15 protein-coding genes are annotated in these 13,261 nt (G+C 66.3%); 6 read left to right on the top strand and 9 right to left on the bottom strand.

Annotated features, from left to right (window positions below; genetic code table 11):
- Window positions 1–110: 110 nt before the first annotated feature.
- The 5 genes from ACQKQA_RS10220 to ACQKQA_RS10200 form a co-directional block, all read right to left on the bottom strand.
- Complete coding sequence (locus tag ACQKQA_RS10220) at window positions 111–692, bottom strand: DUF1842 domain-containing protein (RefSeq protein WP_427556331.1); 582 nt, start codon at window positions 690–692, stop codon at window positions 111–113.
- Window positions 693–745: 53 nt separating this feature from the next.
- Window positions 746–1,381 (bottom strand): DUF1842 domain-containing protein, encoded by a 636-nt coding sequence (locus tag ACQKQA_RS10215; RefSeq protein WP_427556328.1) that lies wholly within the window; start codon window positions 1,379–1,381, stop codon window positions 746–748.
- A gap of 35 nt (window positions 1,382–1,416) precedes the next feature.
- A complete protein-coding gene (locus ACQKQA_RS10210; RefSeq protein WP_427556325.1) occupies window positions 1,417–1,605 on the bottom strand; it encodes a DUF1843 domain-containing protein in 189 nt (62 codons plus the stop codon).
- A gap of 396 nt (window positions 1,606–2,001) precedes the next feature.
- On the bottom strand, window positions 2,002–2,598 hold the full coding sequence (locus tag ACQKQA_RS10205; RefSeq protein WP_427556554.1) for a TetR/AcrR family transcriptional regulator: 597 nt from the start codon (window positions 2,596–2,598) through the stop codon (window positions 2,002–2,004).
- Complete coding sequence (locus tag ACQKQA_RS10200) at window positions 2,591–3,442, bottom strand: 3-hydroxybutyryl-CoA dehydrogenase (RefSeq protein WP_427556322.1); 852 nt, start codon at window positions 3,440–3,442, stop codon at window positions 2,591–2,593. The genes ACQKQA_RS10205 and ACQKQA_RS10200 overlap by 8 nt, the downstream gene beginning before the upstream one ends.
- A 170-nt stretch (window positions 3,443–3,612) precedes the next feature.
- On the opposite strand from ACQKQA_RS10200, the gene ACQKQA_RS10195 reads away from it, so the two are divergent.
- Window positions 3,613–4,629, top strand: coding sequence for an AraC family transcriptional regulator (locus ACQKQA_RS10195; protein ID WP_427556319.1), 1,017 nt, complete (start codon window positions 3,613–3,615; stop codon window positions 4,627–4,629).
- Between the two features lie 28 nt (window positions 4,630–4,657).
- On the opposite strand, the gene ACQKQA_RS10190 is transcribed toward ACQKQA_RS10195, so the two are convergent.
- Window positions 4,658–6,526, bottom strand: coding sequence for a sigma-54-dependent Fis family transcriptional regulator (locus tag ACQKQA_RS10190; protein ID WP_427556316.1), 1,869 nt, complete (start codon window positions 6,524–6,526; stop codon window positions 4,658–4,660).
- 341 nt (window positions 6,527–6,867) lie between these two features.
- Here ACQKQA_RS10190 and ACQKQA_RS10185 point away from each other — a divergent pair, with 341 nt between their 5' ends.
- From ACQKQA_RS10185 to ACQKQA_RS10170, 4 genes are all read left to right on the top strand, one after another.
- Window positions 6,868–7,968 (top strand): ATP-NAD kinase family protein, encoded by a 1,101-nt coding sequence (locus ACQKQA_RS10185; RefSeq protein WP_427556314.1) that lies wholly within the window; start codon window positions 6,868–6,870, stop codon window positions 7,966–7,968.
- Entirely contained in the window at window positions 7,946–8,923 is a 978-nt protein-coding gene (locus ACQKQA_RS10180; RefSeq protein WP_427556311.1) for a thiamine pyrophosphate-dependent dehydrogenase E1 component subunit alpha, read from the top strand. The genes ACQKQA_RS10185 and ACQKQA_RS10180 overlap by 23 nt, the downstream gene beginning before the upstream one ends.
- A gap of 30 nt (window positions 8,924–8,953) precedes the next feature.
- Window positions 8,954–10,411 (top strand): Trk system potassium transporter TrkA, encoded by a 1,458-nt coding sequence (gene trkA, locus ACQKQA_RS10175; RefSeq protein WP_427556308.1) that lies wholly within the window; start codon window positions 8,954–8,956, stop codon window positions 10,409–10,411.
- A gap of 136 nt (window positions 10,412–10,547) precedes the next feature.
- Window positions 10,548–10,865 (top strand): tetratricopeptide repeat protein, encoded by a 318-nt coding sequence (locus ACQKQA_RS10170; RefSeq protein WP_427556305.1) that lies wholly within the window; start codon window positions 10,548–10,550, stop codon window positions 10,863–10,865.
- 136 nt (window positions 10,866–11,001) lie between these two features.
- On the opposite strand, the gene ACQKQA_RS10165 is transcribed toward ACQKQA_RS10170, so the two are convergent.
- The 3 genes from ACQKQA_RS10165 to ACQKQA_RS10155 form a co-directional block, all read right to left on the bottom strand.
- Window positions 11,002–11,241, bottom strand: a complete 240-nt coding sequence (locus ACQKQA_RS10165) for a PilZ domain-containing protein (RefSeq protein WP_427556302.1) — start codon at window positions 11,239–11,241, stop codon at window positions 11,002–11,004.
- Between the two features lie 71 nt (window positions 11,242–11,312).
- On the bottom strand, window positions 11,313–12,200 hold the full coding sequence (locus ACQKQA_RS10160; RefSeq protein WP_427556299.1) for a lysophospholipid acyltransferase: 888 nt from the start codon (window positions 12,198–12,200) through the stop codon (window positions 11,313–11,315).
- A gap of 49 nt (window positions 12,201–12,249) precedes the next feature.
- Window positions 12,250–12,807, bottom strand: a complete 558-nt coding sequence (locus ACQKQA_RS10155) for a DNA-3-methyladenine glycosylase I (RefSeq protein ID WP_427556296.1) — start codon at window positions 12,805–12,807, stop codon at window positions 12,250–12,252.
- 81 nt (window positions 12,808–12,888) lie between these two features.
- Between ACQKQA_RS10155 and ACQKQA_RS10150 the strand changes: the two genes are divergently transcribed.
- Window positions 12,889–13,261, top strand: a 373-nt coding sequence (locus tag ACQKQA_RS10150; protein WP_427556293.1) for a glycine--tRNA ligase subunit alpha, incomplete at its 3' end; no start/stop codon positions are given.

Below are 13,261 nucleotides of genomic sequence, written 5' to 3'. Positions count from 1 at the left end.
AGCCTGGTGAAGGTCCGCGCCGTCCCTGGCGATGCCGGCCCGGGCGGACACCGGGTGTTCCCGTGGAGCACCGGGCCTGGCGGCAGGCAGCCAGGCCCGGACGCCACGGCTCAGCGCGCTTCGAGGCGGGCGATCTCGGCGTTCAGCTGCTGCAAGGCGCTGCGCAGCGCATCGCTGCTGGCCAGCTGCTGTTCGCCCTGGCGGACCACCGCCTTGAGTTGCGCCAGGTCACCGCTGGCCTGGGCATGCTGCACCGCCACGGCATACAGCGGGATGGGGTGATGCGGCACGGGTTCCGGGTGCGGGATCGACGCCTGGCTGACGGTGCCGTGCTGCACGTCCTGCCAGCTGCCCTGGTAGTAGTACCGGTAGCTGGCGGAACCGCTGGCCCAGTCGAGCCCGAGAATCCCTTGCAGGTGGAAGGTCTCGGCGAGCTGGCTGGTCGGGCCGCTGGGGTTGCCGTCGAGCTTCAGGATGATGTGGCCTTCGGTCGAGGGGTGCAGGTGGAGCTGGGAATACTCACCCCACACGTCGGCGAAGAAGTTCACCGGCGGATAAGTGCTCTTGAACACGCGGGCCACGCCGCTGACTTTTTTCTGTGGGGTGTTGACCAGAAGGTCGAGGGTCAGAACCGGGGCGCCCACCAGCGCTGTGGTGACGTGGAGGCGGGTGTGGAACAGTCCAGTTTGCATGGTGCAACTCCTTGTTCGTATTCAGGGAAGTCGGGTCAGGGGGCGCGCGCCGATCAGCGGCGCTCGAGCTTGCCGATTTCGTCCTTGGCTGCATCCAGCGCGTTGCGCAGTTGGGGCAACTGCTCCAGTTGCTGCGTGGCCTGGCTGGCCAGGGTTTTCATCTGGGTCAGGTCGCCGCTGGCGATGGCGCCATGGATAGGCGCGGCGTACAGCGGATGGATCGGTGGATACGCCTGCAGGGCCGGAGCGGTTTCCTGGTGCGTTTGCAGGGTGTAGGAGGGCACCGGCCCGACCAGATGGGCCGGAGCGTTTTCCACCGAGACCCACTGATTGCCGTTGTAGTACTGGTAGTTGGCGACACCGCTCTGCCAGTCTTCGTCCACCACCAGCTGGATCTTGAAGGTGACGATCGAGTTGGAGCTCGGTCCGCCCTGATTGCCCTGGGCGGTCACCAGGATCTTGCTGGTGCTGGGCGGCATGACGGTCAGGTAGGTGTATTGCCCCCATACATCGGACTGCAATTCCAGGGGCGGGCTGACGGCCTGGGTGATGAGCGAGGTGCCGCGCACGGTCTGGTCGGGGGTGTAGACCAGCAGGTTGAGAGCAAGGCTCGGCGCGCCCGGGATCTGAGTGCCGATCCGGTAGCTGAGGGGAAACAGGCCAGTAGGGGACGAAGTGGAACCGGACATGATTGCCTCCAATGCATTAGAAAATGGAAACAGCGTTAGCGCCGCTCCAGACGGGCGACTTCCTGTGCCAACTGCTCGTAGGCACTGCTCAATTCTTTGGATTCTTTCTGGGATGAATCGCGCTGTTTGAGCAGGGACTTCATCTGCGGCAGGTTGCCGAGGGAGATTGCTTTCTGAATCGCCACTCCATAGGGCGGAATGACATGTTGCGAGGTTGAACTCATGGCGTTGCCTTCCGTGGGGGTTGTAGAGACTGCGCTATCCGGCAGCTTTTGCAGTTAAGCAGGCGGGCCACGGAGCAGGCACGGGGGTGAACGACTAACTTTGAATAGCCGTTATCGGGAAAAAATATATCCAGGCGGAACAAGGCACTGTGCGCCGACATAGTGCGTTTGGCGATCAGCGATACGGCGCTTAACAGGAATGGGTACAAGCAGGCGCTGCCCTTTGCTGTCTGGACGTTGCTGCTGATCGAGGCCAGAACTGCCGCCTCTGTAGCCGCTGCCGCAGGCTGCGATAGGACCGAAGGTCCTCCAGCGGTCTCAATATCCCTGCGCGCCCTGCGGGGGCGATCGCAGCCTCGCAGGCTCGACAGCGGCTACAGGGGACGGTTGCGAGGCTCAGGCCACCGCGCTACAGGGCGCTGCGCCGCCCAGCAGGCGCTCGATGGCCCCGCTCAACAGGTTTTCCAGGAGGGCTTCCCGTTCACGCTCGCCCAGGGACTGTTCGTTGAACCAGCTGGGGGCGCTGTTCAGCAGGCTGGCCACCGCATGGGCCGTGGCCCGTTGCGCCGCTTCGCCGAGGCCGGGCGGGGTGCCCAGCAGTTGCAACAGTTGCAGCTCGTAACGTTCGTGCAGGTGCCCGACCCGCTGTTGCTGCTCGGGGCTCAGGCAGCCGCTGTCGCGCTCCACCAGGCGAAAATGCCGCGGCAGCTCCCGGTGCAGTTTCAGGTGGGCACGAATCAGCGCCGGCAGGCAGTCGCCCTGGAGCTTGCGCTTTTGCAGGCGCTTGAGGGTGCAGCACAGCTCATCGAAAAACTCTTCGATCAAGTCCAGCAGCAGGTGCTGCTTGCTCGGGTAATGGTGGTACAGCGAGCCCGGGGCCAGCCCCAGGTGGCTCGCCAACTCGCGCATGCCGACCTGGCCGAAGCCCTTGCTGGCGAACAGCTCCAGGGCCTTGTCGCGGCTCTCGGCGAAGTTCGAGCAACGCTCAGCCATAGGCATGGAACCCACGACCGCTTTTGCGCCCCAGGTAACCGGCCGCGACCATTTCCTTGAGCAGCGGCGCGGGGCGGTATTTGCTGTCGTTGAAGCCGTCGTAGAAGGCCGCAAGGATCGCCAGCAGGGTGTCCAGGCCGATCAGGTCGGCCAGGGCCAGCGGGCCGATCGGCTGGTTGCAGCCCAGGCGCATGCCGGCGTCGATGTCCTCGGCGCTGGCCAGGCCTTCCTGCAAGACCAGGATCGCCTCGTTGATCATCGGCACCAGGATGCGGTTGACCACGAAGCCCGGGCGGTTGCCGGCGGTGATCGCGGTCTTGCCCAGGCGGGTGGCCAGGTCCAGGGCCAGGGCGTGGGTCGCGTCGCTGGTCTGCAGGCCACGGATCACTTCGATCAGGCCCATCAGCGGCACCGGGTTGAAGAAGTGCAGGCCGATAAAACGCTCGGGGGCGCTGACGCTGGCGGCCAGCTGGGTAATCGACAGCGACGAGGTGTTGGAGGCGATCACGCATTGGGTGCTGACCTGGGCGGCGATCTGCTGCAGCACCCGCAGTTTCAGGTCGAGGTTTTCTGTGGCCGCCTCGATCACCAGTTGTGCGTCGGCAAGGCTGGCGTAGTCGGTGCTGGTGCGGATGCGCCCCAGGGCTGCGAGTTTTTGCGCTTCGCTCAGGCTGTCCTTGGCGATCTGCCGGTCGAGGTTCTTGCCCACGGTGGCCACGGCCTTTTGCAGGGCGCTGTCGCTGATGTCGAGCAAGGTCACTTCGAACCCGGCCAGGGCACAGACCTGCGCGATACCGTTACCCATGGTGCCGGCGCCGATCACACCGATGTTGTGCAGATTCATTTGGCTACTCTTCCTTCGTCCGGGCGTGTCGCAGAGCGGCGCGGGAGCGTCTTGCAATGCAACCTTCGAGGCGCGAGTCTAGTGCCCGCGCCGACCCCGGCCTATGCCAAAAGCGTTCAGCCGCGCTGGCGTTTTTTGCCATGTCCACAGCCACAGGGAGCAGTCATTCGATGCGGGAAAAGGATTCGGTCGCGGTCTACTTCGTGCAGGTGATGGTCCACGCCTGGCGCGACCGTCCCGAGCGCCTGGCCGCGGTGCTGGCCGAGGCGGGCATCGACCCGGCCGTGCTCGCCCACCCCGAGGAGCGGGTCCCGGCCAGTGCCTTCGCCGCCCTGTGGCTGATCCAGATCCGCGAACTGCGGGACGAGTTTTTCCAGCTCGACTCCCACGGCCTGCCGCCGGGGGCGTTCGCCCTGATCTGCCGCGGGCTGATCCAGGAGCCGACCCTGGAAAAGGCCCTGCGCCAATGCCTGACCAGCTTCGCCCTGTTCCTGCGGGACTTTCGCGGCAGCCTCAGCGTGCGCGGCAAGCGCGCGGTGCTGAGCCTCGACAGCCAGCCCCGCGACGAGGCCACCGGGCGTTTCGGCGAAGAGACCTTCCTGGTGCTGATGATCAGCCTGCTGTGTTGGCTCGGTGGGCGGCGCATCCCCATCGACCGCGCCGACTTTCGCTATCCGCGCCTGCCTCTGAGCGACGACGCCTTGCTCTGGGGGCCGAACCTGACCTTCGGCGCCGAGCGCACCGAAATCGAATTCGCCAGCCGCTTCCTGCGCCTGCCGGTGGTCCAGGACCTGGCGGCGCTCAAGGTGTTTTTGCGCAGCGCGCCGCAGTGGCTGGTGATCCGTTTCCGCAACCAGCACGGCGCCGCGACCCAGGTCTATCAACGCCTGCGGCGCAGTGATTACAGCCAGTGGCCGACCCTGGAGGCCTTCGCCGGCGAAGCCGGGATCAGCCCCAGCACCCTGCGCCGGCGCCTGGAGCGCGAGGGCATTTCCTACCAGGAAATCAAGGACGAAGTGCGGCGCGCCATGGCCGTCGAACTGCTGCGCGAGAGCCGCGCCAGCATCGGCGAAATCGCCGAACGCACCGGCTTCCAGGAACCCAGCGCCTTCCACCGCGCCTTCAAGAAATGGACCGGCGAAAGCCCCGGCCGCTACCGCGCGCGCTTCCAGCCCCCGACCCCGTAGCCGCTGCCGACTGTGTAGCCAACTCAGCTCAGGCCGGGCTGCGGCCGGGCATCTGGATGCCGTGCCGTTGCACGCGGCGGTACAGGGTGGCGCGGGAAATACCCAGGGCCTTGGCCGCCGCCAGCGGCTTCCAGCGGTGGCGCACCAGGGCATCGAGCAATGCCTGGCGTTCCGGGCTGCCGCCGGTTTCCTGGACGGGCAGGGCGCCCGCGGGCTCGACGCCGCGCACTGACTCCGGCAGGTCATGCAGCTGGATCAACGGCCCCTCGCACACCGCGCAGGCATAGCGCAGGACATGCCGCAATTGCCGCACATTGCCCGGCCAGCGATAGCCCAACAGGCATTCCAGGGCCGCGTTGCCCAACTGCACCGGCGCCTCGCAGCGCTGGGACTCCTCCTCGACAATCCGCGTGATCAGCGCCAGCCGGTCGCTGCGTTCGCGCAGCGGCGGCAACTGAAAGCGCGCCCCACCCAGGCGGAAATACAGATCCTCGCGAAAACTCCCCTCGGCCACCAGGCCTTCCAGGTCGCGGTGCGTGGCGCAGATCACCTGGATATCCACCGACCGGCGTTGCGACGCCCCCAGGGGCGCCACTTCGCCTTCGGCCAGCACCCGCAGCAAGCGGGTCTGCAAGGCCAGGGGCATGTCGCCGATCTCGTCGAGAAACAGGGTCCCGCCATCGGCCTGTTGCAACAGACCTTGCATGCCCTTGCCGGAGGCCCCGGTAAAGGCCCCGGCGACATAACCGAACAGTTCGCTCTCGATCAGGCTTTCCGGGATCGCCGCGCAGTTCACCGCCACGAACGGCCGCTCGCGGCGCTGGCTGGCCTGGTGCAGCTGGCGGGCGAAGACCTCCTTGCCGGAACCGGTTTCGCCCTGGATCAGCACTGGCAGATGGCGGTCCTTGACCCGTACCGCCAGGCGCAGATTCTGTTCCACCCGAGGGTCCAGTGGCTCGCCGGCCAGGCTCAGGCGCGGGCGGCTCAGGGGCCGTCGCGGCGCCCGCAGCCGTCCATGCAGTTCGGCGGACAGCGGGCACAACGCTTCGTCCCGGGCGCGCTGCAGCCGTTGCGGGTCGAACACCTGGGCGATGTGCTGGGGCAGTTGGCCATAACGTTGCAGCAGGTAGGCCCGGGCCGCCGGGTTCAGCGCGCGCAGGCAGCCGTCGTCGTCCCAGGCCAGCAGGTAGTCGGGCTGGCTGTCGACATAGCCCGGGCTGGCGTGGGCCCGCAGCACCCAGTAACCCTGGGCGCTGCTCATGAAGAACGCCTGTTCGATCTCCCGGGCGCTCTGCACCACCAGCTGCCGGATCAGGTGCTGGGAACGGCGCTCGTCCGGCGAGCGCACCGCCGAAACGTCGAGCACCCCCAGCAGCTCGCCCTGGGGATCGAACACCGGGGCGGCGGAGCAGGTCAGGCCGATGAAGGCCGCGCGAAAGTGGTCGCGCTTGTGCACCGTGATCGGCGCCCGGGCGGTGAGCACCGCGGCCACGCCACAGGTGCCTTCCTCGCCCTCCGACCAGCAGGTGCCCAGGTACAGGCCGGCCTTGCGGCAGTCGTTGCGAATGGTCGATTCCACCCGGTAGTCGATGGTCCGGCCCTGGGCGTCGGTGAGCAGCACGCAGTAGTCGGCGTCGCGCACCCGGCCGTGGAGGCGGGCCACTTCTTCGCTGGCAATGCGCAGGAACAGGTCGGAGCGCTCGCGGCATTCCTTGAGCACGTCCTGGGACAGGATGCGTGGCCCCTGCAGCGAACCGGGGTCCAGGTGGTGCTGCTCCATGGAACGGCGCCAGGAGTCGAGGATCAGGCTCGGGACCGGCGCCTGGGGCAGGTGCGCGGCGTTTTTCAGGACCCGGCTGACGCAGTCCACGTGGGCTCTTGAATGTGCGGAAAGCATGAAGGCCTCCGGTTGCAGCTTCTTATCATTGTGGGCGCAATTAGGCGCCGATCCGCCTGCCGCGACAAGCGCCGGCTGCACCGGCGGCGGGCGTGAGACGCAACGTCTCAAGGTCTCGCCGAGACCCCGTGCAGGCTGACATGCGACGTCTCATCGGCGGGGTCGGGCAAGCCGTCCGGACACTCGAGCAACGGCTCTGGATCGGCCTTGTCCGGGTTTTCCAGGGCAATTGGCCCCGGCCTTGCTCTATTCCTAGGTAACCAGCCCTGACTGGCCCATCCAGAAACAAGAACGAGGTACTCCATGTCGTGTCCTGCCTGTGATCCGCCCGCGGTGACCTTATGAGTCGCCGTCCCCTGAGCGTGGGCATCATCGCCAACCCGGCCTCGGGCCGCGATGTGCGCCGCCTCACCGCCAACGCCGGGTTGTTTTCCAGCACCGACAAGGTCTCGGTGATCCAGCGTCTGCTGGCAGCCTTCGGCGCCACCGGCATCGAGCAGGTGCTGATGCCCACCGACATGACCGGGATCGCCGCCGCGGTGCAGAAGAACAGCCGCAGCCGCCAGGCCCGGGACCATCGCTGGCCGGCCCTGGAGTTCCTCGACCTGCCCCTGCGCCAGAGCGTCGAGGACACCCGCCAGGCGGCGCGCTGGATGGTCCGGCGCGAGGTAGCGCTGATTGCCGTGCTCGGCGGCGACGGCACCCACAAGGCGGTGGCCGCCGAGGTCGGCGATATCCCGCTGCTGACCCTGTCCACCGGCACCAACAACGCCTTCCCGGAGCTGCGCGAAGCCACCAGCGCCGGGCTGGCCGGCGGCCTTTACGCCAGCGGCCGGGTACCCGGCGAAATCGCCCTGCGGCGTAACAAGCGCTTGCTGGTGCGCGAGCCGTCCCGAGGCCTCTGCGAGGTGGCCCTGGTGGACGTGGCGGTGTCGCCCCTGGCCTTTGTCGGCGCCCGCGCCATCAGCCGCGCCAGCGATCTGGCCGAGGTCTTCGTGACCTTCGCCGAGCCCCAGTCGATCGGCATTTCCGCCCTGTGCGGGCTGTGGCTGCCGGTCACCCGCAAGGAACCCCACGGTGCCTGGATGCGCCTGGATGCGCAAGCCCCCGAGGCGCTGCTGGTGCCCCTGGCCCCGGGCCTGTTGCAGGGCTGCGGCGTGCGGGACGCCGGCTACCTGCTGCCCGACGTGCCCCAGCCGCTGTGCCTGAGGGCCGGCACCCTGGCCCTGGACGGCGAGCGGGAAATCGAATTCAACGCCCATGACCGGCCCACGGTCACCCTCGATGGCGGCGGCCCGCTGAGCATCGACGTCAATGCGGTCCTGGCCCACGCGGCGCGCCAGCGCCTGCTGGCCATCGACCGCCAGCACCGGCAACACCCCGTGAACCTTCAGTCCGAAGCCCCCCAGGAGAATAAAAATGTCGACACCCTTGACCACTGAGCAGTTGCTGCATGCCTACCGGGTGATGCGCACCATCCGCGCCTTCGAAGAGCGCCTGCACGTGGAGTTCGCCACCGGCGAGATCCCCGGTTTCGTCCACCTGTACGCCGGCGAAGAAGCCTCGGCCGCCGGGGTCATGGCCCACCTGCGGGACGATGACTGCATCGCCTCCAACCACCGTGGCCACGGCCATTGCATCGCCAAGGGCGTGGACGTCTACGGGATGATGGCGGAGATCTACGGCAAGAAGACCGGGGTCTGCCAGGGCAAGGGCGGCTCCATGCACATCGCCGATTACGAGAAGGGCATGCTCGGCGCCAACGGCATCGTCGGCGCCGGCGCGCCGCTGGTGGTGGGCGCGGCCCTGGCGGCGCGGCTGCAAGGCACCGACGGGGTGTCCGTGGTGTTCTTCGGCGACGGCGGCTCCAACGAAGGCGCGGTGTTCGAGGCGATGAACATGGCCTCGGTGTGGAACCTGCCGTGCCTGTTCGTCGCCGAGAACAACGGCTACGCCGAAGCCACGGCGTCCAACTGGTCGGTGGCCTGCGATCACATCGCCGACCGTGCCGCCGGCTTCGGCATGCCCGGGGTGACGGTGGACGGCTTCGATTTCTTCGCCGTGCACGAAGCCGCCGGCGCCGCGGTGGAGCGGGCCCGGGCCGGGGAGGGGCCGTCGCTGATCGAGGTCAAGCTGACCCGCTACTACGGCCACTTCGAGGGCGATGCCCAGACCTACCGCGCCCCCGACGAGGTCAAGCATTACCGCGAGCACAACGACTGCCTGATGCAGTTTCGCGAACGCACCACCCGCTCGGGATGGGTCCAGGCCAGCCAGCTGGAGCGGATCGACCAGGAGGTGGACGCGCTGATCGAGGACGCGGTGCGCAAGGCCAAGTCCGACCCCAAGCCGAGCCCCGCCGACCTGCTCAGCGACGTCTATGTCGCCTATCCCTAACGCCCCCTGGAATAACAAGAGATCATCATCATGGCGAGAAAAATCAGTTACCAGCAGGCCATCAATGAAGCCCTGGCCCAGGAAATGCGCCGCGACCCCAGCGTGTTCATCATGGGCGAAGACGTTGCCGGCGGTGCCGGCGCCCCCGGCGACAACGACGCCTGGGGCGGCGTGCTCGGGGTGACCAAGGGCCTCTACCACCAATTCCCCGGGCGGGTGCTGGACACGCCGCTGTCGGAAATCGGCTACGTCGGCGCCGCCGTGGGCGCGGCGACCCGCGGCATGCGCCCGGTGTGCGAATTGATGTTCGTCGACTTCGCCGGCTGCTGCCTGGACCAGATCCTCAACCAGGCGGCCAAGTTCCGCTACATGTTCGGCGTGTTCCACACCCCCACCAAGATCGCCCGGGTACGGGAAGCGGCCTACCTGACCCGCGCCGGCCTGTTCGACAACGATGCCATCCCGGTCGACGTGCTGATCAGCCCGGAACAGGTGGTGACCCACTACATCAAGCGCCTGATCGAACACCCCGGCGCCCTGCAGGTGATCGACTTCGCCGAAGGCAAGGCCCAGCTGGTGGCGGTCAAGGCCTATTACGGCGGACCGCTGGTGGGCCAGCAACTGCGCCAGCTGCGCGAGCACATGCCCAATGTCGACACCCGCGTCGCGGCGATCTTCCGCCGCGACCGGCCGATCCTGCCCCAGGGCACCACGGTGATCGAAGCCGACGACGAAGTGTTCTTCATCGCCGCCAAGGCCAACATCCGCGCAGTGATGAGCGAGATGCGCCGCCTCGACGAGTCCTACAAGCGCATCGTCATCGCCGGCGGCGGACAGATCGGCGAACGCCTGGCCGAAGCCATCGAAAGCCGTTACCAGGTGAAGATCATCGAGATGAACCCGGCCCGTTGCCGGCATCTCTCGGACCACCTCGACAGCACCGTGGTCCTGCAGGGCAGCGCCTCGGACCGCGACCTGCTGATGGAAGAGAACATCGCCGACGCCGATATCTTCCTGGCCCTGACCAACGACGACGAGGCCAACATCATGTCCTCGCTCCTGGCCAAGCGCCTGGGGGCGAAGAAGGTGATGACCATCATCAACAACCCGGCCTATGTCGACCTGATCCAGGGCGGCGACATCGACATCGCCATCAGCCCGCAGCTGGCCACCATCGGTACGCTGCTGGCCCACGTGCGCCGGGGCGATATCGTCAGCGTGCACTCGCTGCGCCGCGGCGCGGCGGAAGCCATCGAGGCGATTGCCCACGGCGATGCCAAGTCGAGCAAGGTGATTGGCCGCGCCATCGAGCAGATCGCGCTGCCGCCGGGCACCACCATCGGCGCGATCATCCGCGACGAGGAAGTGCTGATCGCCCACGACGACACGGTGATCGAGGCCGGCGACCGCGTGATTCTGTTCCTTGTGGATAAAAAACATATCCGCGATGTGGAGAAGCTGTTCCACGTGGGGTTGAGCTTCTTCTGATCCAGCGCCGTCCCGTAGCCGCTGCCGCAGGCTGCGATCGCCCCGAAGGGGCGCGGCGATCTCCGACCCGCAGGAGCTCCTGCGGACCTATCGCAGCCTACGGCAGAGGCTACAAGAGTCCACAGGAGTGACAACGATGCTCGAATCCCTGGAAAAAATGCTCGCCAAGGGTGTGGATAACGCCCTGCTGCGCTTCGGCCTCGGCAAGGGTTACCTGGACCTGCACGAATACGCCAAGGCCGCCGAGCATCTGCAACGCTGCGTCGGTTTCGACCCGAAGTACTCGGCAGCGTGGAAGCTGCTGGGCAAGGCCTACCAGGGGCTGCAGGACTATCCGGCGGCGCGCCAGGCCTGGGAGCAGGGCCTGGAAGCAGCCCGCGGGCATGGCGACAAGCAGGCGGAAAAGGAAATGACGGTGTTCCTCAAGAAGCTGGAACGCCAGGCCAAAGGCTGACCGTAGCCGCAGTCCTCGCTGGACCTGCACGCCAGGATTGTCTGGCAGATGGCGGCGCCTGGTTTACGACCGCTTCGCGGTCGATCGCAGCCTCGCCAGCTCGGCAGTGGCTACAGGATCGGGATCGGGATCGGGATCAGAGATAACGCAGGCCGATACCTTCGGCATCCACCAGCACCACTTCCATCTTCACCCGCGGCGCGATCATCGGCAGGCCTTGCACCTGGCCGTAGACCACCGCGCCCTTGGGCAGCGTCGCCAGCGTCGGGTGCTTGACGTACACCCCGCTGGCGGACAGGTTGCGCGTCTGCCCCAGGCACTCGCCGAAGCTGTCGTGCTGGATCTTGATCCTCAGGGATTGGCGCGAGTCGGACATAGGCAGGGCTCTGCTTCAGGCTCTGTGGATAACCTCGGACGATGGGTTATCCACAGATCGTGCCAGGCGGGTCAGTACCAGCGCTCTTCGCCGGCCGGACGTTTCTTGAAACGCTTCATGCTCCACATGTACTGGCTCGGATAAGCCCGCACATACCGCTCCACCACCTGGCTCATCGCCGCGCAGGAGGTTTCGGTATCGGTGCTGTACATCGCATCGGGCGCGGCTTCCAGGATCACCTTGTAGCCCGAGCCATCGGGCAGGCGCAGCGCATGCAGGAACACCCCGACCGCCTTGCCGCCGGCGAGCATGTTCGGCACGAACTTGCTGGTCAGCGCCTGGGTGGCGAAGAAGGGCACGAAGATCCCGGCGGATTCGGCCGGTTCCGGGTCGGCGGGAATGCCCACCGCACCGCCTTTGCGCACTTCCTTGATGACGCTGAGGATGCCTTCCTTGGTGGACGGCGCCACGCGGTTGCCCAGCTGTACCCGCTGCTTCTGCAGCAGGTCGTCCACCGCTTTGAGTTTCGGCGGGCGGTAGAAAATGATCGGTTTGCACTGGCTGCAATAGAAGTGGTTGAGCACTTCCCAGTTGCCCAGGTGGCTGGTGATGCCGACCACGCCCTTGCCCGAGGCCAGCGCTTCGTGCAGCACCTCGAGGCCCTGGACTTCACGCACCAGGGCGATGGAACGCTCGGCCGGCCAGATCCAGGCGCAGGCGCTCTCGGTCAGGGATTTGCCGATGTCTTTCAGGCTCTGTCCCACTAAACGCTCGCGTTCGGCGGCGTCCATCTGTGGAAAACACTTGGCCAGGTTGATCCGCACCACGTCGCGGGAACGGTTGGGGGTCTTCCACATGATCCAGCCGATGGCCGAACCGACCGCCTGCACCGCGCGCCAGGGCAGCAGGGCAAACAATCGCAGAGCGCCTACCAGCAGGGCGCCTTTAAACTTATCCACAGGTGACTCCTGATCTCTGGGTCATGAACCTAGTCGCAAGGCGGCTATTCTAGCGGGCGTTCGCCAGGATGGCGTAGCGATCACAGTCGCGGGTGTGATCCATGACCATGCCCGCAGCCTGCATCAGCGCGTAGCAGATGGTCGGCCCGACAAAGGTGAAGCCGGCCTTTTTCAACCCCTTGCTCATCGCCTCGGCCTGCGGGGTTACCGCCGGGACCTCGCTGCGGTCCTTGAAATGATTGACCCTGGGCACCCCGCCGACGAACGACCAGAGGAACCCCACCGGGTCCTCCAGCGCCATCCAGGCCCGGGCGTTGCGCCGGGCGGCATTGAGTTTCAGGCGGTTGCGGATGATGCCGGGATCGAGCATCAACTCGTCGATTTCTGCGTCGCTCATCTGCGCCACGCGCTGCACATCGAAGCCGAACAGCACCTGGCGATAACGCTCGCGCTTCTTCAGGACGGTGATCCACGACAGGCCCGCCTGGAACCCTTCGAGCAATAACAACTCGAACAAGCGTTGCGCATCGCGTAGCGGCACGCCCCACTCCTGATCGTGGTAAGCCATGTACAGGGGATCTTCGTTGCACCAAAAGCAGCGTGGCATAAGGCTCCAGTGGGCGTGCGCACAACTGAATCGGGTATACTCCCGCTCTTTAAATCGCAGCCCAAGTAACAGGTGAATTTCGTGAGCCAGCCTACGCCAGCCGTGCGTACCTTCCAAGACTTGATCCTCGCCCTCCAGCAATACTGGGCCGAGCAAGGTTGTGTGGTACTTCAGCCCTACGATATGGAAGTAGGCGCCGGCACTTTCCACACCGCTACATTCCTCCGTGCCATCGGCCCGGAAACCTGGAACGCCGCTTATGTGCAGCCCAGTCGCCGCCCGACTGACGGCCGCTACGGCGAAAACCCGAACCGTCTGCAGCACTACTACCAGTTCCAGGTGGTCTTGAAGCCGAACCCGGAAAACTTCCAGGAGCGGGGTCAGCGCCAGGCCCTTTTTCAGGATCGGGCTGTTGGCGTTGTACAGGCGGACCGCTTCCCGGCGTTCGGCGTAC

The sequence above is a fragment of the Pseudomonas sp. NPDC089530 genome, from assembly GCF_050280705.1.
In the GTDB taxonomy this organism is placed as follows: domain Bacteria; phylum Pseudomonadota; class Gammaproteobacteria; order Pseudomonadales; family Pseudomonadaceae; genus Aquipseudomonas.
The sequence above is the reverse complement of the archived record's forward strand: the minus strand, read 5'-3'. Positions and strand labels throughout refer to the sequence as shown.